The organism is Streptomyces sp. S465 (assembly GCF_026898115.1).
GTDB lineage: Bacteria > Actinomycetota > Actinomycetes > Streptomycetales > Streptomycetaceae > Streptomyces > Streptomyces luomodiensis.
In genome coordinates this window covers 4,127,426-4,150,703 of record NZ_CP114036.1, presented here as the reverse complement: position 1 = coordinate 4,150,703, position 23,278 = coordinate 4,127,426, and the positions used below count along the sequence as shown (strand labels likewise).

At 72.6% G+C, this 23,278-nt stretch carries 17 protein-coding genes; 16 read left to right on the top strand and 1 reads right to left on the bottom strand.

Going from position 1 to position 23,278, the window contains the following annotated elements:
• Nucleotides 1-128 precede the first annotated feature (128 nt).
• The 8 genes from N6H00_RS17495 to N6H00_RS17460 all read left to right on the top strand — a co-directional run bounded on the left by N6H00_RS17495 (nucleotide 129) and on the right by N6H00_RS17460 (nucleotide 11,958).
• Nucleotides 129-1,274, top strand: a complete 1,146-nt coding sequence (locus tag N6H00_RS17495) for an ATP-binding protein (RefSeq protein WP_443072972.1) — start codon at nucleotides 129-131, stop codon at nucleotides 1,272-1,274.
• A complete protein-coding gene (locus tag N6H00_RS17490; RefSeq protein ID WP_268972673.1) occupies nucleotides 1,271-3,805 on the top strand; it encodes a DUF5682 family protein in 2,535 nt (844 codons plus the stop codon). The genes N6H00_RS17495 and N6H00_RS17490 overlap by 4 nt, the downstream gene beginning before the upstream one ends.
• Nucleotides 3,802-5,124, top strand: a complete 1,323-nt coding sequence (locus N6H00_RS17485) for a VWA domain-containing protein (protein ID WP_268972672.1) — start codon at nucleotides 3,802-3,804, stop codon at nucleotides 5,122-5,124. Before N6H00_RS17490 ends, N6H00_RS17485 begins: the two co-directional genes overlap by 4 nt.
• A 185-nt stretch (nucleotides 5,125-5,309) precedes the next feature.
• Nucleotides 5,310-6,185 (top strand): hypothetical protein, encoded by an 876-nt coding sequence (locus tag N6H00_RS17480; RefSeq protein WP_268972671.1) that lies wholly within the window; start codon nucleotides 5,310-5,312, stop codon nucleotides 6,183-6,185.
• Between the two features lie 98 nt (nucleotides 6,186-6,283).
• On the top strand, nucleotides 6,284-7,564 hold the full coding sequence (locus tag N6H00_RS17475) for a hypothetical protein (protein WP_268972670.1): 1,281 nt from the start codon (nucleotides 6,284-6,286) through the stop codon (nucleotides 7,562-7,564).
• Between the two features lie 337 nt (nucleotides 7,565-7,901).
• Complete coding sequence (gene sucC / locus N6H00_RS17470; protein ID WP_268972669.1) at nucleotides 7,902-9,074, top strand: ADP-forming succinate--CoA ligase subunit beta; 1,173 nt, start codon at nucleotides 7,902-7,904, stop codon at nucleotides 9,072-9,074.
• 21 nt (nucleotides 9,075-9,095) lie between these two features.
• Entirely contained in the window at nucleotides 9,096-9,980 is an 885-nt protein-coding gene (sucD, locus tag N6H00_RS17465; RefSeq protein WP_268972668.1) for a succinate--CoA ligase subunit alpha, read from the top strand.
• A gap of 193 nt (nucleotides 9,981-10,173) precedes the next feature.
• Nucleotides 10,174-11,958, top strand: coding sequence for a cell division protein PerM (locus tag N6H00_RS17460; RefSeq protein ID WP_268972667.1), 1,785 nt, complete (start codon nucleotides 10,174-10,176; stop codon nucleotides 11,956-11,958).
• Between the two features lie 67 nt (nucleotides 11,959-12,025).
• Here the strand turns inward: N6H00_RS17460 and N6H00_RS17455 are convergent, their stop codons facing one another.
• The gene (locus tag N6H00_RS17455) at nucleotides 12,026-12,838 is read right to left on the bottom strand and encodes a hypothetical protein (RefSeq protein ID WP_268972666.1); all 813 of its coding nucleotides are present in this window, start codon (nucleotides 12,836-12,838) and stop codon (nucleotides 12,026-12,028) included.
• Between the two features lie 368 nt (nucleotides 12,839-13,206).
• On the opposite strand from N6H00_RS17455, the gene purN reads away from it, so the two are divergent.
• The 8 genes from purN (at nucleotide 13,207) to N6H00_RS17415 (ending at nucleotide 23,244) form a co-directional block, all read left to right on the top strand.
• Nucleotides 13,207-13,863 (top strand): phosphoribosylglycinamide formyltransferase, encoded by a 657-nt coding sequence (gene purN, locus N6H00_RS17450; protein WP_268972665.1) that lies wholly within the window; start codon nucleotides 13,207-13,209, stop codon nucleotides 13,861-13,863.
• Nucleotides 13,860-15,422, top strand: coding sequence for a bifunctional phosphoribosylaminoimidazolecarboxamide formyltransferase/IMP cyclohydrolase (purH, locus tag N6H00_RS17445; protein ID WP_268972664.1), 1,563 nt, complete (start codon nucleotides 13,860-13,862; stop codon nucleotides 15,420-15,422). Before purN ends, purH begins: the two co-directional genes overlap by 4 nt.
• Nucleotides 15,423-15,607: 185 nt before the next feature.
• Entirely contained in the window at nucleotides 15,608-16,495 is an 888-nt protein-coding gene (locus N6H00_RS17440; RefSeq protein ID WP_268972663.1) for a bifunctional methylenetetrahydrofolate dehydrogenase/methenyltetrahydrofolate cyclohydrolase, read from the top strand.
• Nucleotides 16,496-16,553: 58 nt separating this feature from the next.
• Entirely contained in the window at nucleotides 16,554-17,033 is a 480-nt protein-coding gene (locus N6H00_RS17435; protein WP_443072971.1) for a DUF3017 domain-containing protein, read from the top strand.
• Nucleotides 17,034-17,615: 582 nt separating this feature from the next.
• Complete coding sequence (locus N6H00_RS17430; protein ID WP_268972661.1) at nucleotides 17,616-18,605, top strand: malate dehydrogenase; 990 nt, start codon at nucleotides 17,616-17,618, stop codon at nucleotides 18,603-18,605.
• A gap of 243 nt (nucleotides 18,606-18,848) precedes the next feature.
• Complete coding sequence (locus N6H00_RS17425) at nucleotides 18,849-20,351, top strand: aldehyde dehydrogenase family protein (RefSeq protein WP_268972660.1); 1,503 nt, start codon at nucleotides 18,849-18,851, stop codon at nucleotides 20,349-20,351.
• A gap of 206 nt (nucleotides 20,352-20,557) precedes the next feature.
• Nucleotides 20,558-22,144 carry a GMC family oxidoreductase gene (locus tag N6H00_RS17420; RefSeq protein ID WP_268972659.1) on the top strand — a complete coding sequence of 529 codons (1,587 nt, stop codon included), beginning with the start codon at nucleotides 20,558-20,560 and terminating at the stop codon, nucleotides 22,142-22,144.
• The gene (locus N6H00_RS17415) at nucleotides 22,144-23,244 is read left to right on the top strand and encodes a quaternary amine ABC transporter ATP-binding protein (RefSeq protein WP_268972658.1); all 1,101 of its coding nucleotides are present in this window, start codon (nucleotides 22,144-22,146) and stop codon (nucleotides 23,242-23,244) included. The genes N6H00_RS17420 and N6H00_RS17415 overlap by 1 nt, the downstream gene beginning before the upstream one ends.
• Nucleotides 23,245-23,278: the final 34 nt, after the last annotated feature.

Below are 23,278 nucleotides of genomic sequence, written 5' to 3'. Positions count from 1 at the left end.
GGTACGGGCACCCACTGACAATCGCTCTGACCTGGGCGTTCGTCGGCCGGGGCCCGGTTGTCAGTGGGGTGGTGCAGGGTGGTTCACGCGTCCGGAAACGGAACGAGGAAACGAGTCGTGGGGGAGCTGTGACCGTCACTGTGCCCGGAACCGAATCCACCGATACCACCGGAACGGCGGGGGCCGCCGGAGCCGCGCAAGCCCTGCGTCCACACGCGGAGGAGGCCTTCGCCGACGAGCTGCGCGCGCTGGCCGCGGCCGACGACCGTCCGCGTCCCGCGCGGTGGCGGCTGTCGCCCTGGGCGGTCGCCACCTATCTGCTCGGCGGCACACTGCCCGACGGCACCGTGATCACCCCCAAGTACGTGGGCCCGCGCCGCATCGTCGAGGTCGCCGTCACCACCCTCGCCACCGACCGCGCCCTGCTGCTGCTGGGCGTGCCCGGCACCGCCAAGACCTGGGTGTCCGAGCATCTGGCGGCGGCGGTCAGCGGCGACTCCACGCTGCTGGTCCAGGGCACCGCCGGGACGGCCGAGGAGGCCATCCGGTACGGGTGGAACTACGCCCAGCTGCTCGCCCACGGCCCGAGCCGCGACGCACTCGTGCCGAGCCCGGTGATGCGCGCGATGGCGGACGGCATGACCGCGCGCGTGGAGGAGCTGACGCGCATCCCGGCCGATGTGCAGGACACGCTGATCACCGTCCTGTCCGAGAAGACGCTGCCGATCCCGGAGCTGGGGGAGGAGGTCCAGGCGGTCCGCGGGTTCAACCTGATCGCGACCGCCAATGACCGCGACCGCGGGGTCAACGAACTCTCCAGCGCGCTGCGCCGCCGCTTCAACACGGTCGTGCTGCCGCTGCCCGCGACCCCGGACGACGAGGTCGACATCGTCTCCCGCCGCGTCGCCCAGATCGGCCGCTCGCTGGAGCTCCCGGAGGTCCCGGAGGGCGTCGAGGAGATCCGCCGCGTGGTCACGGTCTTCCGTGAGCTGCGCGAGGGAGTGACCGGCGACGGCCGTACGAAGCTGAAGTCGCCCTCGGGCACGCTCTCGACGGCCGAGGCCATCTCCGTCGTCACCAGCGGCCTCGCCCTCGCCGCCCACTTCGGCGACGGTGTGCTGAGGGCGGGTGACGTGGCCGCGGGCATCCTGGGCGCGGTCGTCCGCGACCCGGCGGCCGACCGCGTCATCTGGCAGGAGTACCTGGAGACGGTCGTCCGCGAGCGCGACGGCTGGAAGGACTTCTACCGCGCGTGCCGAGAGGTGACCGCATGACGGGCGCCCCGCGAGCGCGGGCCGCCGGTCCGCTGCTGCTGGGGGTGCGCCATCACGGGCCCGGGTCGGCGCGGGCGGTGCGGGCGGCGCTCACGGCGTGCGCACCGCGAGTGGTGCTGATCGAGGGGCCGCCGGAGGCGGACGCGATCGTGCGGCTCGCCGCGGAGAAGGACATGCGTCCGCCCGTCGCGCTGCTCGCCCATGCCGCGGACGACCCGGGGCGGGCCGGGTTCTGGCCGCTGGCCGGGTTCTCCCCGGAGTGGGCGGCCATCCAGTGGGCGCTGGCCCACGAGGTCCCCGTACGGTTCATCGACCTCCCGGCGGCCAACTCGCTGGCCATGTCGGCGAAGGAGGCCCCGGTGGCTCCGGTGGCGCCGGCGGCCCCGGCGGCCCCACCGGATGCGCCCGCCCCGCCCGCCTCGCCCGACCCGGCGGGCCCGGGGGACCGGGCCGCTGCGGCCCCCGGCTCCGCCGAGCGGCTGCGCGTCGATCCGCTGTCCGTGCTCGCCGAGGCGGCCGGATACGACGACCCGGAGCGCTGGTGGGAGGACGTCATCGAGCACCGCGGCACCGGCGGCACGGAGGCGTTCGCGGCCGTGGCGGAGGCGATGGGGGCGCTGCGCGCCGAGTACGGGCACGGCGGGCACGAGGACGACACCGTGCGCGAGGCCCATATGCGGCTGCGGCTGCGCGAGGCGCGGCGGGAGTTCGGGGACGAGGTCGCCGTCGTCTGCGGGGCCTGGCACGTACCGGCGCTGGGGGAGCGGACCACCGCCACCGCCGACCGTAAGCTGCTCAAGGGCCTGCCCAAGGTCAAGACCGAGATCAGCTGGGTGCCCTGGACCCACCGGCGGCTGGCCCGGCACAGCGGTTACGGGGCGGGCATCACCTCCCCGGGCTGGTACGACCACCTCTTCCACGCCCCCGACCGGCCCGTTGAGCGCTGGCTCACCAAGGTCGCCGGGCTGCTGCGGGACGAGGACTTCGCGGTCTCCTCGGCCCATGTCATCGAGGCCGTAAGGCTCGCCGAAACGCTGGCCGCCATGCGCGGACGTCCGCTCGCCGGGCTCGCCGAGACCCTCGACGCCGTCAGGGCGGTGATGTGCGAGGGCTCCGACGTGCCGATCGCGCTGGTGCGGGACCGGCTGGTGGTCGGGGATGTCCTGGGCGAAGTCCCCGAGTCGGCCCCGGCGGCGCCGCTCCAGCGCGACCTGACGCGCACCCAGCGCTCGCTGCGGCTCAAGCCCGAGGCGCTGGAGCGCGAGCTGGAGCTGGACCTGCGCAAGGAGACCGACGCCGGGCGCAGCCGTCTGCTGCACCGGCTGCGGCTGCTCGGGGTCGACTGGGGCACCCCGGCCGTCTCCCGGGGCAGCACCGGCACCTTCCGGGAGACCTGGCGGCTGCGGTGGGAGCCGGAGCTGTCGGTGCGGGTCGCCGAGGCGGGGGTGTGGGGCACCACGCTGCTGTCGGCGGCCACCGCCAAGGCGGAGACCGAGGCCCGGAGCGCCAAGGGGCTCGCCGAGGTGACCGAGCTGGCCGAGCGCTGTCTGCTCGCCGGGCTTCCCGGGGCCCTCCCCGTCGTGATGCGGTCGCTCGCCGACCGGGCCGCGCTCGACGCGGACGTCGGCCATCTCGCCCAGGCCCTGCCCGCCCTGGTGCGCTCGGTGCGCTACGGGGACGTGCGCGGCACCGACACCGCCGCGCTCGGAGAGGTCGCGGTCGGGCTGGCCGAGCGGATCCTGGTCGGGCTGCCCCCCGCCTGCGTCGGCCTCGACGCGGACGGCGCCGCCGAGATGCGCGGCCATATGGAGGCCGTGCACCGGGCGATCGGGCTGCTGGCGGAGACCCGGACGGAGACGGGCACGGGAACAGGCGCGGAGGCGGCGGCAGGGGCGGAGACCGGAGCGGAAGCGGGGCCGCGGGCCGGGAGCCGCACGGCGGAGACGCCCATGGCCGAGCCCGGTGCCCCCGGCGGGCTGCGGGCCCGCTGGGCGGGCATGCTGCGCTCCCTCGCCGGACGGGACGGCACCCCCGCCACTCCCGGGCTGATCCGGGGCCGCGCCGCGCGGCTGCTGCTGGACGACGGCCGGCTCGTCGAGGACGAGGCGGCCCGGCTGATGGGGCTCGCGCTCTCGCCCGGCACCCAGCCACCCGAAGCGGCCGCCTGGATCGAGGGGTTCGTCGGCGGCGGGACGGGCGGCGGAATGCTGCTCGTCCACGACGAGCGGCTGCTCGGCCTGGTCGACCGCTGGCTGACCTCCGTTCCCGCCGAGGCGTTCACCGACGTCCTGCCCCTGCTGCGGCGCACCTTCTCCGCGTACGACACGGGGGTGCGCCGCACCCTGGGCGAGCTGGTCCGCCGGGGCGCCGCGGCCGACGGGCGCACCGGCGGACCAGGCGCCCCCGCCGCGCCCGGATTCGGCCCCGGGCTGGATCCGGACCGGGCGGCGGCCGTCGTACCGACGGTGCGGCTGCTGCTGGGGCTCGATCCCGCCCCGCACGGCAACGACACCATGGAGGCAGCCCGATGACGCACGGCGACCAGCACGGCGCCCACGGCGCCCACGGCGCCCACGGCGCCCACGGCGACCACGGTCACGGTGACGCTGGCCGCGACCACGGTCATGGCCGGGCTGATCAGGAGCGGCTGCGGCGCTGGCGGCTGGTGCTCGGTGGCCAGGGCGCCGACGGCACCGGCTGCTCGCTCAGCGCGGCCGACGCCGCCATGGACCGCACGCTCGAGGCCCTCTACGGCTCCGGGGGCCATAACGGTTCCGGCGGCAGCGGAAGCGGCGGCAGCGGCGCGGTCGCCGGGCGCACCGGCGGCTCCCAGGGCGCGGCGAGCGGTGCGCGCTCCGGCGGGCTCGGCGGCTCGGCGCCCCAAGTGGCCCGCTGGCTCGGGGACATCCGCACGTACTTCCCCACGTCCGTCGTCCAGGTCATGCAGCGCGACGCCATCGACCGGCTGGGCCTGTCCGCCCTGTTGCTGGAGCCGGAGATGCTGGCGGCCGTGGAGGCGGACGTGCATCTCGTGGGCACCCTGCTGTCCCTCAACAAGGCCATGCCGGAGACGACCAAGAACACCGCACGGGCCGTCGTCCGTAAGGTCGTCGAGGATCTGGAGAAGCGGCTGGCGACCCGCACCCGCGCCACTCTCACCGGGGCACTCGACCGCTCGGCCCGGATCAGCCGCCCGCGCCACCGGGACATCGACTGGAACCGCACCATCCGGGCCAACCTCAAGAACTACCTGCCCGAGCACCGTACGGTCGTCCCCGAGCGGCTCATCGGATACGGGCGGGCGGCGCGCGGCGTGAAGAAGGACGTGGTGCTGTGCGTCGACCAGTCGGGGTCGATGGCCGCGTCCGTGGTCTACGCCTCGGTCTTCGGCGCCGTGCTGGCCTCGATGCGCTCGCTCGCCACCCGGCTGGTCGTCTTCGACACCTCGGTGGTGGACCTGACCGAGGAGCTCGACGACCCGGTGGACGTCCTCTTCGGGACCCAGCTCGGCGGCGGCACCGACATCAACCGCGCGCTGGCCTACTGCCAGTCGCGGATCACCCGGCCCGCCGACACCGTCGTCGTCCTCATCAGCGATCTCTACGAGGGCGGCATACGCGAGGAGATGCTGGGGCGGGTCGCCGCGATGAAGGCGTCCGGGGTGCAGTTCGTGACGCTGCTCGCGCTGTCCGACGAGGGGGCGCCGAGTTACGACCGCGAGCACGCGGCGGCGCTCGCCGCGCTGGGCGCGCCCGCCTTCGCCTGCACCCCCGACCTCTTCCCGGAGGTGATGGCGGCGGCGATCGAACGTCGCCAACTGCCGATACCGGACAAGGCGATGCATCGGTGATCCGGGGCTTGCGCCGACCCCTGTGGGTCGTGCAAGGATCATCCACGTCGCCCAGGACATGAATCCAGCCATCCGGCTGGCGAGTTCGTCCTGTTCAGTGCGCCCACTACGTCATACCGCCACAACTGTGTGCTCGTTGTACGCCCCTCACCAGGGAAGGCCCTTTCGTGTCTGTTGTGTCCGCCATGCCTGTCGCCGTGCGCCTGCCGCGCACGGTGGCCGCGCGGCGGGCGCTGCTGGCGGCGCTCTTCCTCGGGGGCTTCCTGGCCCTGGCGTTCCTCTTCGGCGGCAGCGCTCACGCCGCCGAGCGGAGCGATCAGACCGGGGTGACCGGCGTTTCGGCTGACGGCGCTGACGGCGTACCGGCCGACCGCTCCGGCGTCTCCAGGCTGCTCGACCCCTCGCGTATCGATCACGCTCGGCAGCAGGTGGAGAAGCACGCGCCGCCCGCGGTGGTGCGTACCGTCCACACGGCGGAAGACGTCGTACGGGAGACCGTGCGGCCCATCCAGGAGCCGGTCGAGCGGGGCGCGCAGAAGATCACCGAGCCGGTGGGCGACCTGGTCGGCGGCGCCACGGGCGACAGCCTGCCGGTGGGCCTGCCCGGCGTCGGCCTCGGTGACGCGATCGGCCTGGGCCTCCAGGTCCCCGTGTCGGACCACGGCCCGGCCGCCGAGCACCACGCGGCCAAGGACGAGTCGGCGACCGTGCACAAGGCGGCGACCGCCACCGCGGCCCCGATGGGCCCCGTGACGCACGCCCCGGTCGGCACCACGCACCGTGCGGCCGCCTCGCACACTGGGCACGACCCCGTCGTGCAGGCGGTCTCCGGCACCGGTCCGGTGGGCGGCGCCCCGGCGCCGCTGCCCCTTCCGCGGTCCCCGCTGGGGGCCACCTCCCAGTGCACCGGCGACAGCGGCGTTCCCCGTGGCGGGAACACCCATGCCGCTCTTCCGCCGTCCGGTGTGGCGTCGTTCGGGCTGAAGCCCGGCACGGTCCGCGCGGAGAGCTCGACGCCGACGCGCGAGCGGTTCAACGAAGTCCTCGAATTCCCCGGCTAGGGCAGACCTCACCCCCGTCTGTTGAAGACCTGCCGCGCGGGGGCGGGTCAGGTCTGCCCGTCCGACACCCCTTTTGACTTCGAAGGACTTCCTCCACCATGCGCAACAACCTTCGCCGCTCCATCCTCGTCGCCGCTGCCGCCACCGGTATCTGGGCCCTCGGCTCCGCCGCCGCCAACGCCGCCGAGAACCCGGCCGTCCCCTCCACCGACGGCGTCACCAGCACCGTGGACGGCCTCACCAAGACGGTGACCAAGACGGTCGACGGCGCGACCGGCGGCGTGGCCGGCACCTCCAAGGTGACCGACACCGCGAAGAAGACCGTGGACGGCGTCGCCTCCACCGTGGACGGTGTCACCGACCCCGTGAAGGAGCGCGTCCCGGGCGCCGCCAACCTGCCGCGGGTCTCGGACGTCACCAAGACCGTCGAGGACACCGCCGACGGCCTCACCGGTGACGTCGCCAAGCCGGGCAAGGTCGTCAAGAAGGCCCACAAGGCCGTCAAGGGCGTCGAGAAGACCGTCAAGAAGACCACCCACCTCGACCTGCCCACCGGCGAGGTCCCCGGCGTGGTGCCCAGCCTCCCGGGCCTCGGCTCGCTGCCGACCCTGCCCGACACCTCCGCGCTGCCCACCGACTCGCTGACGGACGTCCAGGGCCTGCCGGGCGAGCTGCCCGTCGAGCTCCCCGCCGCCCCGACGCTGCCCTCCGCCCCGGGTTCGGCGAATGACCTGCTCGCTTCCCTCTCCGGCGCCGGCATCCGCCCCGAGGACCTGACCGGCAAGATCCAGGCCGTCATCGGCACCGCCAAGCCGGTCGTCGACGGTGTGGCCTCGGACGTGCTGCCGCCCGCCGCGCACCGCATCGTGGTCAAGGTCGTCCCGGTCGTGCAGCAGACCGCCGGTGACGCCGGTGCGCTGGCCGACGGTGCCGTGGCCCGGACCACCCCGTACGCCGGCGTCGTGACCGGCAGCGTCCAGGGCTTCACGCTGGGCACCGCCTCCAACGTGGTCCCGGCCGCCCAGGACACCGTGGACCGCCTGGTCCCGGTCGTGGTGAGCGTGCCGACCACCGCCGTGCCGTTCGCGCAGGACCTGGCCGGCACCACCGTGCCGTTCGCCCAGGACCTGGCCACGGGCACGGTCGCGGACGCCCAGACCACCGTGGGGAACGTCAAGGACGGTGCGCTGAGCCTGCTCCCGGCGCTGCCCACCGACCTGACAGACGTCGCCAACATCCCGGCCCTCCCGGCGCTGCCGGCGGACCTCCCGCAGCTCCCGGCGGACCTGCCGCAGGTGCCGGCCGAGCTGCCCCAGGTCGAGCTGCCGCAGCTCCCGGCGGACCTGCCCACCCTTCCGGGCACGCTCCCGACCGTCTGATCGCTCCGGCGGGCGTAAGACAGTCACGGCTGAAGGCCGAGACAGCATGAAACCGTAAGGCAAGCGTCATCAACCGGGCAGTCCTCGTTGGGGAGGGGGCTGCCCGGTTGGCGTAGGCGGATAGATGGAAACGGTCGCGATCTGTGACCGTTATCACCGCGCCAGTGTGATCTGCGATTTAGGGCCGCACGTCCTGCGGAGATAACCTGCGAGACGGACATGCCGCGTACCCGGTGAACGTGTGCCGCCCTCGTTACAGATCGCGTCCTCACGCTGCCCCCGCGGCACGCCCGCGCAGATAACGACCGCGAAATCCATGGAAAAGGGACGGACGCGCGTGGACCTGTTCGAATACCAGGCGAAGGACCTCTTCGCCAAGCACGGTGTACCGGTGCTGGCCGGTGAAGTCATCGACACGCCTGGGGCGGCGCGCGAGGTGGCCGAGCGACTGGGCGGCCGCGCGGTCGTCAAGGCGCAGGTCAAGACGGGCGGTCGCGGTAAGGCGGGCGGCGTCAAGCTGGCCTCCGACCCGGACGACGCCGTTGAGAAGGCGACCCAGATCCTGGGCATGGACATCAAGGGCCACACGGTCCACAAGGTGATGCTCGCCGAGACCGCGGACATCAAGGAGGAGTACTACGTCTCCTTCCTGCTGGACCGCACCAACCGCACCTTCCTCGCCATGGCCTCCGTCGAGGGCGGCGTGGAGATCGAGGTCGTCGCGGAGCAGAACCCCGAGGCGCTCGCCAAGATCCCGGTGGACGCCATCGACGGTGTGACCAAGGAGAAGGCCGCCGAGATCGTCGCGGCCGCGAAGTTCCCGGCCGAGATCGCGGACCAGGTGACCGAGGTCCTCCAGCAGCTGTGGACCGTCTTCATCAAGGAAGACGCCCTGCTTGTCGAGGTCAACCCGCTGGTCAAGACCGAAGACGGCAAGATCATCGCCCTGGACGGCAAGGTCTCCCTGGACGAGAACGCCGCCTTCCGCCAGCCGGAGCACGAGGCGCTCGAGGACAAGGCCGCGGCCAACCCGCTCGAGGCTGCAGCCAAGGCCAAGGGCCTCAACTACGTCAAGCTCGACGGCGAGGTCGGCATCATCGGCAACGGCGCGGGTCTGGTCATGTCGACCCTCGACGTCGTCGCCTACGCGGGTGAGAGCCGCGGCGGTGTGAAGCCCGCCAACTTCCTCGACATCGGCGGTGGCGCCTCCGCCGAGGTGATGGCGAACGGTCTCGAGATCATCCTCGGCGACCCGGACGTCAAGTCGGTCTTCGTCAACGTCTTCGGTGGCATCACCGCCTGCGACGCCGTCGCCAACGGCATCGTCCAGGCCCTGGAGCTGCTGAAGTCCAAGGGCGAGGACGTCTCCAAGCCGCTGGTCGTGCGCCTCGACGGCAACAACGCGGAGCTGGGTCGCAAGATCCTCACCGACGCCAACCACCCGCTCGTATCGCAGGTGGACACCATGGACGGCGCGGCCGAGCGTGCCGCCGAGCTGGCTGCGAAGTAAGGGACGAGGGAACCAGAAACCATGGCTATCTTCCTCACCAAGGAGAGCAAGGTCATCGTCCAGGGGATGACCGGGTCCGAGGGGCAGAAGCACACCCGCCGGATGCTTGCCTCGGGCACCAACATCGTCGGTGGCGTGAACCCGCGCAAGGCCGGCACCAGCGTGGACTTCGACGGCACCGAGATCCCGGTCTTCGGCTCCGTCAAGGAGGCCATCGACGCCACCGGTGCCGATGTCACGGTCATCTTCGTCCCGGAGAAGTTCACCAAGGACGCGGTCATCGAGGCGATCGACGCCGAGATTCCGCTCGCCGTCGTGATCACCGAGGGCATCGCGGTCCACGACACCGCCAACTTCTGGGCCTACGCGGGCAAGAAGGGCAACAAGACGCGCATCATCGGCCCGAACTGCCCGGGTCTGATCACGCCGGGTCAGTCGAACGCGGGCATCATCCCGGCCGACATCACCAAGCCCGGCCGCATCGGTCTGGTGTCGAAGTCCGGCACGCTGACCTACCAGATGATGTACGAGCTGCGGGACATCGGCTTCTCGTCCTGCGTGGGCATCGGCGGTGACCCGATCATCGGCACCACCCACATCGACGCCCTGGCCGCCTTCGAGGCCGACCCCGACACCGACCTGATCGTCATGATCGGCGAGATCGGCGGCGACGCCGAGGAGCGGGCCGCGGACTTCATCAAGGCCAACGTCACCAAGCCGGTCGTCGGCTATGTGGCGGGCTTCACCGCTCCCGAGGGCAAGACGATGGGCCACGCGGGCGCCATCGTGTCCGGTTCCTCCGGCACCGCCCAGGCGAAGAAGGAGGCCCTCGAGGCCGCGGGCGTGAAGGTCGGCAAGACCCCGTCCGAGACCGCGCGCCTGGCGCGCGCCGCGCTGGCCGGCTGACGCCGCCACGGTTCGTATGCCGCGGGCCCGTACCACCACACGGTGGTGCGGGCCCGCGGCGTTGACGGCGGAACACGGCAAGCCACCAGCCCTCCCACACCGCAATAAAAGACGCATAAGCGGACTAGTGGCGACACGGCGACCAAACCCTTGATGTGGGGATGAAGCGGCTGTTATTGGCAGCATTGGTCGCGTGACGCAAACGACCGATCGCAGCCCGTCGGTGTCCTCGCGTGACCGCTTCGCGGCCCGGCGCTCCTCCGCCATCAGGGAGGCGTTCCTCGGCGGTGTGGTCGCCGCGGGGCTCGGCCTCGGCACGCTCGCCGTGGTCGTCCTGCTGCTGTGGATCACTTCCTCGTCCCCCGAGAGCAGCCCCGACAAGGCCCTGCACGTCGCCGCCGACCTGTGGCTGCTCGGCCATGGCGCCGACCTCGTGCGCACCGAGACGCTCTCCGGCCACACCGCGCCCGTCGGGCTGACCCCGCTGCTGCTCAGCGTGGCGCCGTGCTGGCTGCTCTACCGGGCCGCCCAGCACGCCGTCTACCAGGCGCAGCCCGAGGAGAGCGGGGGACAGTGGGTGGCCGAGGATTCCATGATCGATCCGCGCCTCGCCTTCGCGTGGGTGACCGGCGGCTATCTGCTGGTCGGCACCGCGGCCGCAGTGTACGCCTCGACCGGGCCGCTGCACGTCGCCCCGCTCAGCGCGCTGCTGTATCTCCCGGTCGTCACCGGGGCCATCGCGGCCCTGGGGGTGTGGACGGCCGACGGACGGTGCCCGCTCCGGCCACCCGAACGGGTGGCCGCCCGGCTCCGCCGGCTCCCCGGCGCCGGCTGGGCCGCCCGCACGGCCGCGTCGCTGACCGCGCGGAGCTGGTGCCGACGCCGCCGCCTGACCGCCGCCCTGCGCGCCGGGACCAGCGGTCTCGTCGTCCTGCTCGGCAGCGGTGCGCTCCTTACGGCGACGTCGATGCTGAGCCACGCCGGGGCCGTCCAGGTGACCTTCCTCAACCTCAGCGATGTGTGGTCGGGGCGGTTCGCGGTGCTGCTGGTCAGCCTGGCGCTGCTGCCGAACGCCATCGTCTGGGGCGCCGCGTACGGGGTCGGCGCGGGATTCACGGTCGGCGGCGGCAGCGTGGTCGCGCCGCTGGGCATCACCTCCTACCCCCAGCTGCCGCACTTCCCGCTGGTCGCCGCGCTGCCCACGGATGGCTTCGGCGGGCCGCTGGTGTGGGTCACGGGGATCGCGGCCGGGGTGTCGGTGGCCTGGTTCACCGGGGTCGCGGCGGCCCGGCGGCCCGGCAAGGACGAGCCCAGGCCCCCCTGGGGCTGGGGCGAGACACTGGTGCTCGCCACCCTGGCGGCGGTCGGTTGCGCGGCCGCCATGGCACTGCTGGCCGGGTTCTCGGGCGGCCCCCTGGGGATCGGCGTCCTCGCCGACCTGGGCCCGAACTGGTGGCACACGGGCACGATCACGCTGGCCTGGACGGGCGTGATCGGCGTGCCCGGGGCGATGGTGCTGCGCTGGTACCGGCTGTGCGTCCCCACCAGGGCCTACTGGCCGGAGTGGAAGGCGGCGCGGGCGGCACGTCGGGCAGATCGCAGGGCCCGCGCGGAGGCCCGTACGCGGACCAAGGACGCCCGTGCGGCTCCGGCGGCGGCCGAGGCGGCGGCGCGTGCGACGGTGCGGCCCATGGAGTCCGCCGAGGTGCGCGAGGCGATGGCCGAGCCGTGGTGGCAGTGGCTGCGTCCCCGGTCGGGGTCGGCCAGATCCAGCCGTCGGCCGACCCCGGACCCCGGCACGGAGGGACGGGACACCACGGTGGGCCCGATGGCCGAGTTCGCGACCCCCGCGGGCACGCCCGGCACGCCACGGGCGGCGACCCGGCCCCGCCGCCGACCGCTCAGCCGCAAGCCCCCAGGAAACCCCGAACCGCCCCCGCCCGATCCCCCACCGGCCGCTCCCCGCCACGAACCGTAAGGCGGCCACCGGTCCCAGTGCCCCGGGCGGCGACCGGGAGACGTCGGGCCGGACGTCGGTCGGGACGTCAGTCCTGCGTGCTCAGCAGGGGACGGAGCTGCTCCGGGAGCAGGGTTTCGCAGGCGTGGCGTGAGCTCTGCGTGAGGGCGTCGTCCACGCACGTGTAGTAGTCGTCGTAGACGACCTGGACGCTGAACGTCGCCGCGACGATGGCCAGCGCGAGCCCGCCCGTCACCAGACCGCTGATCGCCGCCGTCGACTGTGGCTTCGCGGGACCGCTGCCGGGCGCGGGCAGCTGTGCCGGGGTGGCGCCCGGGGGCGGCGGCGGGGCGTTCAGGGGCGCCGCGGCGGCCGGGGACGGCGGCGTACGGCGCGGTTTGGCCCGCAGTGCGCTGATACCCCAGTACAGGGCCAGCGCCCCGAGCAGCAGTGCGATCTGCGGCAGGCTGAAGAGCGCGAAGAAGAACGCCCACATGCCCCCGAGCAGCGCGTACCGGGCGCGCCGCTGGGCCGGGTCGTTGGGGTCCCAGCGCGGGCCGCCGGACCCGCCGGGGCCGGCGGGGCGGTTGGAGCCGGGGCCGACGCCGAAGCCGCCGCTCTGGCGGCCGGGCTGGCGGCTGCTCCACTGGCTGCCCCAGGCCGGAGGCTGCTGTGGCTGCCGGCCCTCCTGATCGCCGTCCTGGCCGCCGTCGCCGTTCTCCCCACCGGTGCCCTCCGGCCGCTGCCGGGGCTGCCAGGGCTGGTCCGGCCTGCCCTCGGGCGGCGGGGCGAACGGATTGTCCTCGTGCCGCTGGTCCCCGTGCTGCCCGCCGGAGGCGGAGTCGGAGGAGGACGAGGAGGACGACTGCTGCTCCCGGAGCAGGGGCGTCGTAGGCGACATGCGGGCGTGCCTCATCGCCGCCCCCCGGTCGAGGCGGGAGTCGGAGTGAGGCGATGAGCCGCGCGGCGGCGTCGGTCCGGCATGTGGAGTGTGTCTTCCCCTTGTGTCGTCGTCCTGCACGCCGGGGGCGTGCACGGCCGGTGCCGTACGGCTCGGCGGTGCGGGTGGGACGGTGGTGCCCACGGCGTCAGTTGGATGCGCAGTCCAGACGCTACCTCCCGTGCCCGCCCCCGTCCCCTGGGGGCCGCTTGGTGTGCCGGTATCGTTGCTGACGGTCGGCGGCTTCGTAGAGTTCCCCGGAATTGATGCGTCCGCGACCTTGTAGGACCGCACAAACGGCAGTACCGCCCGCGAGAAAGAGCCCCGCCGTGGCCTCCCCGCCTCCTCCCGCCCGACCTGCCCGCCCCGGGCGCCCCCTCCGCCTCGTCGTACTCGTCTCCGGTTCCGGTACGAATCTGCAGGCGCTGCTCGACGCCATCGCCGCCGAGGGCGTGGCCCGCTACGGCGCCGAGGTGGTGGCCGTCGGCGCCGACCGTGACGGCATCGAGGGCCTGGCGCGCGCCGAGCGCGCCGGGATCCCCACGTTCGTGTGCCGGGTCAAGGACTACTCCGACCGTGCCGAGTGGGACGCGGCGCTGGCCGATGCGACCGCCGCCCATGAGCCGGACCTGGTCGTCTCGGCCGGGTTCATGAAGATCCTGGGCCGGGAGTTCCTCGCCCGGTTCGGCGGCCGCTGCGTCAACACCCATCCCGCGCTGCTCCCCAGCTTTCCCGGTGCTCATGGCGTACGCGACGCGCTCGCGCACGGCGTGAAGGTGACCGGCTGCACCGTCCACTTCGTCGACGACGGGGTCGACACCGGCCCGATCATCGCCCAGGGCGTGGTCGAGATCCGGGACGAGGACGACGAGTCCGCTCTCCATGAGCGGATCAAGGAAGTCGAGCGCTCGCTGCTCGTCGAGGTCGTGGGGCGTCTGGCCCGTCACGGCTACCGCATAGAGGGACGAAAGGTAAGGATCCCGTGACCGCCGAAGGTACCAAGCGACCCATTCGCCGCGCGCTGGTCAGCGTCTACGACAAGACGGGCCTCGAGGAGCTGGCCCGCGGGCTGCACGCGGCGGGTGTCCAGCTCGTCTCGACCGGCTCGACGGCCGCGAAGATCGCCGCCGCCGGGGTCCCGGTCACCAAGGTCGAGGAGCTGACCGGCTTCCCCGAGTGTCTCGACGGCCGCGTCAAGACGCTGCACCCGCGCGTCCACGCGGGCATCCTGGCCGACCAGCGGCTCGACTCGCACCGTGAGCAGCTCCGGGAGCTGGGCGTCGAGCCCTTCGAGCTGGTCGTGGTCAACCTCTACCCGTTCCGCGAGACGGTCGCCTCGGGCGCCGCGCCGGACGAGTGCGTCGAGCAGATCGACATCGGCGGCCCCTCCATGGTCCGCGCCGCCGCCAAGAATCACCCGTCCGTGGCGGTGGTCGTCAACCCCGAGCGGTACGACGACGTCCTCAAGGCCGCCGCGGACGGCGGTTTCGACCTGGCGCGGCGCAAGCGGCTGGCGGCCGAGGCGTTCCAGCACACCGCCGCCTACGACGTGGCGGTGGCCAACTGGTTCGCCGCGGACTACGCGGCCGACGAGGGCCCCTGGCCGGACTTCATCGGCGTCACCTACGCCCGTAAGCAGGTGCTGCGCTACGGCGAGAACCCGCACCAGCCCGCCGCGCTCTACTCCGACGGCAGCGGTAAGGGGCTCGCCGAGGCCGAGCAGCTGCACGGCAAGGAGATGTCGTTCAACAACTACACCGACACCGAGGCCGCCCGCCGGGCCGCGTACGACCACAGCGAGCCGTGTGTCGCCATCATCAAGCACGCCAACCCGTGCGGGATCGCGGTCGGCGCGGATGTCGCCGAGGCGCACCGTAAGGCGCACGCCTGCGACCCGCTGTCGGCGTTCGGCGGCGTGATCGCCGTCAACCGCCCGGTGTCGGTCGCCATGGCCGAGCAGGTCGCCGAGATCTTCACCGAGGTGATCGTCGCCCCGGCGTACGAGGACGGCGCGGTCGAGGTGCTGGCCCGTAAGAAGAACATCCGCGTGCTGCGCTGCCCGGACGCGCCCGCGCCCGGTGGTGAGTCCCGTTCGATCGAGGGCGGCGATCTGGTCCAGGCCAAGGACCGGCTCCAGGCCGAGGGCGACGACCCGGCCAACTGGACCCTCGCCACGGGCGAGGCGCTGGACGCCGACGGCCTCGCCCAGCTGGCCTTCGCCTGGCGCTCCTGCCGCGCGGTGAAGTCCAACGCGATCCTGCTCGCCAAGGACGGCGCCACGGTCGGCGTCGGCATGGGCCAGGTCAACCGCGTGGACTCGGCGAAGCTGGCCGTGGAGCGGGCCGGCGCCGAGCGGGCCGCCGGTTCGTACGCCGCCTCCGACGCCTTCTTCCCGTTCCCGGACGGCTTCGAGGTGCTGGCCGAGGCGGACGTCAAGGCCGTGGTGCAGCCGGGCGGTTCGGTCCGTGACGAGCTGGTCGTGGAGGCGGCCCAGAAGGCGGGCGTGACCATGTACTTCACGGGCACGCGGCACTTCTTCCACTGAGCGTTCCCCCGGCGCGTACGCACTGAGCGTTCCCCCGGCGCGTACGCACTGAGCGTCCGCCGGCTCGTACGCACAAGAGGCCGCACCCCGACCGGACCACGGGCCACGGGGTGCGGCCTTCGCCGGTCCGGTACCGACCGGCCCCTGATTGGATCCGACGTCCCCGCATCCGGGAGGATGAAGTCATGACCGCCCAGATTCTCGATGGCAAGGCAACCGCAGCCGCGATCAAGTCCGATCTCGTCAGCCGTGTGGAGGCGCTGAAGGCCAAGGGCATCCATCCCGGCCTCGGGACGGTGCTGGTGGGCGAGGACCCCGGCAGCAAGTGGTACGTCGCGGGCAAGCACCGCGACTGCGCCGAGGTCGGCATCTCCTCCATCCGGCGCGATCTGCCCGAGACCGCCACCCAGGAGGAGATCGAGGCGGCGGTGCGGGAGCTCAACGAGGACCCGGCCTGCACCGGCTACATCGTCCAGCTGCCGCTCCCCAAGGGCGTCGACACCAACCGGGTGCTGGAGCTGATCGACCCGGCCAAGGACGCCGACGGGCTGCACCCGATGAACCTCGGCCGGCTGGTGCTGAACGAGACCGGCCCGCTGCCGTGCACGCCCCAGGGCGTCATCCAGCTGCTGCGCCACCACGGTGTGGAGATCAACGGCGCGCATGTGGTGGTCGTCGGCCGGGGCATCACCGTCGGCCGGTCGATCGGGCTGCTGCTGACCCGCCGCTCCGAGAACGCGACCGTCACCCTCTGCCACACCGGCACCCGTGATCTGCCGGGCATCCTGCGGCAGGCCGACATCATCGTGGCGGCGGCCGGAGTGCGGCATCTGATCAAGCCGGAGGACGTCAAGCCGGGCGCGGCGGTGCTCGACGTGGGCGTCAGCCGGGACGAGCACGGCAAGATCGCCGGCGATGTGCACCCCGGCGTGGCCGAGGTCGCGGCCTGGCTCTCGCCGAACCCGGGCGGGGTCGGCCCGATGACCCGCGCCCAGCTGCTGGTCAACGTGGTGGAGGCCGCGGAGCGGAACGCGAAGGCGGCCGCCGACGCCGGTGCCGGCCATGACGGCTGAGGCGAGCGAACCGGCGGCCGGGGAACCGCGTTCGGACAGTGCGGCGTCGGCGTCTTCCGTGGCGTCCTCAGCGGCGCCTTCGGCGGCGGCCTCCGGGGCATCCTCGGGAGCACCTTCCGCGGCGCCTTCGGATGAGTCCGCCCGGCCGGCCCGGAAGTCCCGCCGCTTTCCGCTGATCACCCGGGACACCGCGCGTCCGGAGGGCGGCGGCCGGGCCGCGCCCGGTGCCGCTCCGGCGCCCGCCCGGCAGTGGCCGCTGCTCGCGGTGATGGGCGGGGTGGGCCTGGGGCTGCTGATCGTGGCCCTGGACGCGTTCCGCGCGGGCACGGTGCTGATCGGGCTGGCCCTGCTGGCGGGTGCCTTCCTGCGGTGGGCGCTGCCCGACGTGGGGATGCTCGCGGTGCGGTCGCGCTTCACCGACATGCTGACCTATGGGCTGCTGGGCGCGGCGATCGTGCTGCTGTCCCTGATGGCCCAGCCGGATCCGTGGGTCACCGTCCCGTTCCTGGATGACGTGGTGCATTTCACGGTGCGCTAGCCGATGGCGTGAAACGGCGGCCCGTCCTCTCCCCCGTGGGAGGACGGGCCGCCGTCGTTGTGGCCGGATCCATGTGGTCCGGCGGCGGTCCGCCCTCTCCCCCGAAGAAGGACGGACCGCCTGGTGAACAGGGTTGTGTGTGAGCTGTGCGGGATCAATCATCGTCGGCGCCCTGTGGCGCGGAAGTGACCGTTCCGGTACGAGTTCTCGGCTGTGCAACGACGCGCCGGGCGCCCAGAAGCGCGTACCGGCGCACGAGCGGGAACGGGAAGCCCGTCCGGGGGAATTCGGAAACAGGGGGAATGGGCCGGGGGAATCGGGGCAGACGCTGCCCGGAGCCCCCCACGGGCGAGACACTGGGCGGCCGCCTGCACTCCCCCTCCTGGCAGGCGGCCGCCAAAGTGCCTGGCGGCGACCCCGGAGTACGCGGCGATCCCGGAGTACGCGGTGAGCCGGGGAAACACGCGGTGAGCGGTTACACAATGGCCCGAGAGGACCTGGGTCAGGTGCCGTCGGATAGCCTGACGCCGGTATCTCGACACCAAGACATCTTGGACTGACAACACAGCGCAGGAGACCGCCATGACCCGCACTCCCGTCACCGTCACCGTCACCGGCGCGGCCGGCCAGATCGGCTACGCGCTGCTCTTCCGCATCGCCTCCGGCCAGCTGCTCGGCGCGGACGTGCCGGTCAAACTGCGTCTCCTGGAGATCCCGCAGGGGCTGAAGGCCGCCGAGGGCACCGCGATGGAGCTCGACGACTGTGCCTTCCCGCTGCTCCAGGGCATCGACATCTCCGACGACCCGAACGTGGCCTTCGCCGGTGCGAACGTCGCGCTGCTGGTCGGCGCCCGCCCGCGTACCAAGGGCATGGAGCGCGGCGATCTGCTGGAGGCCAACGGCGGCATCTTCAAGCCGCAGGGCAAGGCCATCAACGACCACGCCGCGGACGACATCAAGGTCCTGGTCGTGGGCAACCCGGCCAACACCAACGCGCTCATCGCGCAGGCCGCCGCGCCGGACGTACCGGCCGAGCGCTTCACCGCGATGACCCGCCTGGACCACAACCGCGCCCTGTCGCAGCTCTCGAAGAAGACCGGTGCCCCGGTCAGCGAGATCAAGAAGCTGACGATCTGGGGCAACCACTCCGCCACCCAGTACCCGGACGTCTTCCACGCCGAGGTCGCGGGCAAGAACGCCGCCGAGGTCGTCAACGACGAGCAGTGGCTGGCCGACACCTTCATCCCGACCGTCGCCAAGCGCGGTGCCGCGATCATCGAGGCGCGCGGCGCCTCCTCGGCCGCCTCCGCCGCGAACGCCGCCATCGACCACGTCCACACCTGGGTCAACGGCACCGCCGCCGGCGACTGGACCTCCGCCGGTGTGGTCTCCGACGGCTCGTACGGGGTGCCGCAGGGCCTGATCTCCTCCTTCCCGGTCACCGCCAAGGACGGGAAGTTCGAGATCGTCCAGGGCCTGGACATCAACGAGTTCTCGCGGACCCGCATCGACGCGTCGGTGAAGGAGCTCGAGGACGAGCGCGAGGCCGTGCGCGGTCTCGGCCTCATCTGACGCGCCTCGCGCCGCAGCACGGCCGTACTCGCGCCGCACCACGGCCGTACCCGAAGTATCTGAAGGGCCACATTCCGGTATGCGCTCCGGAATGTGGCCCTTCTGCCGTTTCGCCTTCGGATCACGTGAGCCGCCCCACTTTCCCTTGCGAATTGCGCATAGGTTCCGGCCATTCGGTTAGGGGTCCACGTTGCTGGCTTGGGCCAGTGGCAGAACTCGTGGAACCGGAAGGCAGAGGATCACGTGGCGGCAGCCGAGACGATTCATGTGGATGGGGTGTGGCAGGCGGCCGCATCCGGCGCGCAGCGGGAGGTTCTCGACCCCGCGGACGCCAAGACCCTCGCCGTCGTCTCCGAGGGTGGCGTGGAGGACACCGACGCGGCGGTAGCGGCCGCCCGCCGTGCCTTCGACCAGGGGACCTGGCCTGGGACGCCGGTGGCCGAGCGGGCGGCGCTGCTGCGCCGCGTCGCCGAACTGCTCCAGCGCGACCGCGAGACGATCGCGCTCACCGAGAGCCGTGACACCGGCAAGACCCTGGAGGAGGGCCGGGTCGACGTCGACGACGTGACCAACGCCTTCCGGTACTTCGCCGACCTGGCCGCGGGCGAGTCGGCCGGGCGCGTCATCGACGCGGGCACCCCCGATGTGCACAGCGTCGTGGTCCATGAACCGGTCGGCGTCTGCGCGATGATCACCCCCTGGAACTATCCGCTGCTCCAGGCCAGCTGGAAGATCGCCCCGGCGCTCGTGGCCGGGAACACCTTCGTGATCAAGCCCAGCGAAGTGACCCCGCTGTCCACCGTCCACCTGGTCAAACTGCTGGTCGAGGCCGGGCTGCCGGCCGGGGTGGCCAACCTGGTCACCGGCGCGGGCGACCCGGTGGGCGCCCGGCTGTCCGAGCACCCCGATGTGGATCTGGTCTCCTTCACCGGTGGCCTGGTCAGCGGCACCAAGGTCGCCCAGGCCGCCGCGCCGACGGTCAAGAAGGTCGCGCTGGAGCTCGGCGGCAAGAACCCCAATGTGGTCTTCGCCGACGCCTGCGCCACCGCCGAGGGCTTTGACACCGCCGTCGACCAGGCCCTGAACGCCGCCTTCATCCACAGCGGCCAGGTCTGCTCGGCCGGCGCCCGGCTGATCATCGAGGAGTCGGTGCGGGAGCGGTTCGTGGCCGAACTCGCCCGCCGCGCGGAGAAGATCAAGCTGGGCCGGGGCACCGAGGACGGTGTCGAATGCGGTCCGCTGGTCTCGGCCCAGCAGCTGGACAAGACCGAGGCGTATGTGGCGTCCGCCCTGGCGGAGGGCGCGCTGCTGCGCTGCGGCGGCAAGCAGCCGGAGCCCAGCGAGGTCCGCCCGGCCACCGGTTACTTCTACCTCCCGACCGTTCTCGACCAGTGCCACCGCGAGATGCGGGTGGTGCGCGAGGAGACGTTCGGGCCGATATTGACGGTCGAGTCCTTCCAAACCGAGGAAGAGGCCGTCACACTCGCCAATGACACGGAGTACGGACTGGCCGGCGCCGTCTGGTCCGCCGACACCGCGCGGGCGCGGCGCGTCGCCGCCCGGCTGCGGCACGGCACCGTGTGGATCAACGACTACCACCCCTACCTCCCGCAGGCCGAATGGGGCGGTTTCGGCAAGTCCGGGGTCGGGCGCGAGCTCGGTCCCGCGGGCCTTGACGAATACCGCGAGACCAAGCACGTCTACGAGAACCTGCGGCCGAGTCCGGTGCGCTGGTTCGCCGGCTGACGCCCCCGCCGCCCCGCCCGGGTCACGGCCGGGCCCGGACTCCTTCCCCAGGGCCCGGACCCGGCCGCACCCGATGACGGCCGGCGGCGGCTGACGCCCGTAGCCACCGAGGCACCCAGCACCCCCCACACCCAGGGGGGCGGCAGCCCCCGGCCCGCCGCACCGGCGCGGGCCGCCTGGGTAAGACCCCGAGGAGTAACCCCACCATGTCCGAACCTGTCGCATACGACTACGTCGTCATCGGCGGCGGCACCGCAGGGTCGGTGATCGCTTCCCGGCTCACCGAGGACCCGGACATCCGGGTCGCCGTCATCGAGGGCGGACCGTCCGATGTCGACCGGCCCGATGTGCTCACCCTGCGCCGCTGGCTCGGGCTGCTCGGCGGCGACTTGGACTACGACTACCCCACCACCGAGCAGCCACGCGGGAATTCACATATCCGGCACAGCCGGGCGCGGGTGCTCGGGGGGTGCTCCTCGCACAACACCCTGATCTCCTTCAAGCCGCTGCCGGGCGACTGGGACGAGTGGGCCGAGGCCGGTGCCGAGGGCTGGGACGCGGCGTCCATGGACCCGTACTTCCACCGGCTGCGCAACAACATCGTCCCGGTGGACGAGAAGGACCGGAACCCGATCGCGCGGGACTTCGTCGAGGCCGCCAAGGCCGCCGCCGGGGTGCCGCGCGTCGAGGGGTTCAACAAGAAGCCGTTCCACGAGGGCGTCGGCTTCTTCGACCTCGCGTACCACCCGGAGAACAACAAGCGTTCCTCGGCGTCGGTCGCCTATCTGCACCCGTTCCTGGACCGGCCCAACCTGCGTCTGATGCTGGAGACCTGGGCGTACCGGCTGGAGCTCGACGACAGCGGCCGGGCCACCGGAGTCCACGTCCGCACCAAGGACGGCGAGGAGATCGTGGTCCGGGCCGGAACCGAGGTCCTGGTCTGCGCGGGCGCCGTGGACACCCCGCGGCTGCTGCTGCACTCCGGTATCGGGCCCAGGGCGGATCTGGAGGCGCTGGGCATCCCCGTCGTCCACGATCTGCCGGGCGTCGGCGAGAACCTGCTCGACCACCCGGAGTCGGTGATCGTGTGGGAGACGGACGGCCCGATCCCGGAGAACTCCGCGATGGACTCCGACGCGGGCCTGTTCATCCGGCGGGACCCCGAATCCCGGGGCCCGGACCTGATGTTCCACTTCTACCAGATCCCGTTCACCGACAATCCGGAGCGGCTGGGGTACCAAAAGCCCGAGCACGGCGTGTCGATGACCCCCAACATCCCCAAGCCGCGCAGCCGCGGCCGGCTCTACCTCACCAGCGCCGACCCGTCCGTCAAGCCCGCCCTCGACTTCCGGTACTTCACGGACGAGGCCGACTACGACGGCCGCACGCTGGTCGACGGCATCCGCCTCGCGCGCAAGATCGCCAAGACCGAACCGCTGGCGGGCTGGCTCAAGCGCGAGGTGTGCCCGGGGCCGGAGATCACCTCGGACGAGGAGATCAGCGAGTACGCCCGCAAGGTCGCGCACACCGTGTACCACCCGGCGGGCACCTGCCGTATGGGCGCCACGTCGGACCAACTCGCCGTGGTCGGCCCCGATCTGCGGATCCGGGGCCTGGACGGCGTCCGTATCGCCGACGCGTCCGTCTTCCCGACGATGCCGGCCGTGAACCCGATGATCGGAGTGCTGATGGTGGGCGAGAAGTGCGCTGAGCTGCTGTTCGAGGATCGTGATCGGGATCGGCGCGGGCCGGATGAGCGAGCCGCCATCCTCGCGCCGGGAGGCGAGGCGTGATGGCGACGACCCTGGTCCCCGAGACGCCCGACACCCCGGGGCTCCCCGAGAGCGGTGCGCGCACCCCGGTCTTCTCGGTCCGCGACCTGTGGAAGGTCTTCGGCCCCAAGGCCGACCGCATCCCGGGCTCCCCCGAGGCCGGACTGCCCGCCGCGGAGCTGCGCGCCCGCACCGGCTGCACCGCCGCCGTGCGCGAGGTGTCCTTCGACGTCCAGCCGGGCGAGGTGTTCGTGGTCATGGGGCTGTCCGGCTCCGGCAAGTCCACCCTCGTCCGCTGTCTCACCCGGCTGATAGAGCCCACCTCCGGCACCCTGAAGATCGACGGCGAGGACGTCCTGGCCATGGACAAGGCCCGGCTGCGCGATCTGCGCCGGCACCGCGCCGCCATGGTCTTCCAGCACTTCGGGCTGCTGCCGCACCGCTCCGTCCTCGACAACGTCGCCTACGGCCTGGAGATCCAGGGTGTCGGCAGGACCGAGCGCCGCGCCAGGGCCGCCGAGATGGTGGAGAAGGTCGGCCTCACCGGTCTCGAGCGCCGCCGCCCCGGACAGCTCTCCGGCGGTCAGCAGCAGCGGGTGGGCCTGGCCCGCGCGCTCGCCGTCGACCCCGAGGTGCTGCTCTTCGACGAGCCGTTCAGCGCGCTCGACCCGCTGATCCGCCGCGATATGCAGGAAGAGGTCATCCGGCTGCACCGTGACGAGGGCCGCACGATGGTCTTCATCACCCATGACCTCAGCGAGGCGCTGCGGCTCGGGGACCGGATCGCGCTGATGCGCGACGGCGGGATCGTGCAGCTCGGCACCCCGGAGGAGATCGTCGGCTCCCCGGCCGACGACTACGTACGGGACTTCGTCCGCGACGTACCGCGTGAGCAGGTGCTGACCGTGCGCCGCGCGATGCGCCCCGCGACGTCCGAGGAGAAGGACGGCGGGCCCGCGCTGGCCCCGGGCACCACGGTCGCCGACGCGATCGAGGCCGTGGCCCGTACCGGCGGCCCCGCGCGCGTCGTCGACGGCGGCCGCTGCCTGGGCGTCGTCGACCACGCCTGCCTGCTCAGCGTGGTCGCGGGCCTGGACGGCAAGGAGGTGGCCGCGGCATGAGCACCACCTCGATCCTCGCGCCGCCGGGCGGGGC

Coding starts and splice junctions, on each gene's coding strand:
- N6H00_RS17485 (WP_268972672.1), top strand. CDS start 3,802: ATGACGCACGGCGACCAGCACGGCGCCCACGGCGCCCACGGCGCCCAC.
- N6H00_RS17430 (WP_268972661.1), top strand. CDS start 17,616: ATGACCCGCACTCCCGTCACCGTCACCGTCACCGGCGCGGCCGGCCAG.
- N6H00_RS17455 (WP_268972666.1), bottom strand. CDS start 12,838: ATGTCGCCTACGACGCCCCTGCTCCGGGAGCAGCAGTCGTCCTCCTCG.
- N6H00_RS17475 (WP_268972670.1), top strand. CDS start 6,284: ATGCGCAACAACCTTCGCCGCTCCATCCTCGTCGCCGCTGCCGCCACC.
- N6H00_RS17440 (WP_268972663.1), top strand. CDS start 15,608: ATGACCGCCCAGATTCTCGATGGCAAGGCAACCGCAGCCGCGATCAAG.
- N6H00_RS17415 (WP_268972658.1), top strand. CDS start 22,144: ATGGCGACGACCCTGGTCCCCGAGACGCCCGACACCCCGGGGCTCCCC.
- sucD (WP_268972668.1), top strand. CDS start 9,096: ATGGCTATCTTCCTCACCAAGGAGAGCAAGGTCATCGTCCAGGGGATG.
- N6H00_RS17420 (WP_268972659.1), top strand. CDS start 20,558: ATGTCCGAACCTGTCGCATACGACTACGTCGTCATCGGCGGCGGCACC.
- N6H00_RS17490 (WP_268972673.1), top strand. CDS start 1,271: ATGACGGGCGCCCCGCGAGCGCGGGCCGCCGGTCCGCTGCTGCTGGGG.
- N6H00_RS17480 (WP_268972671.1), top strand. CDS start 5,310: ATGCCTGTCGCCGTGCGCCTGCCGCGCACGGTGGCCGCGCGGCGGGCG.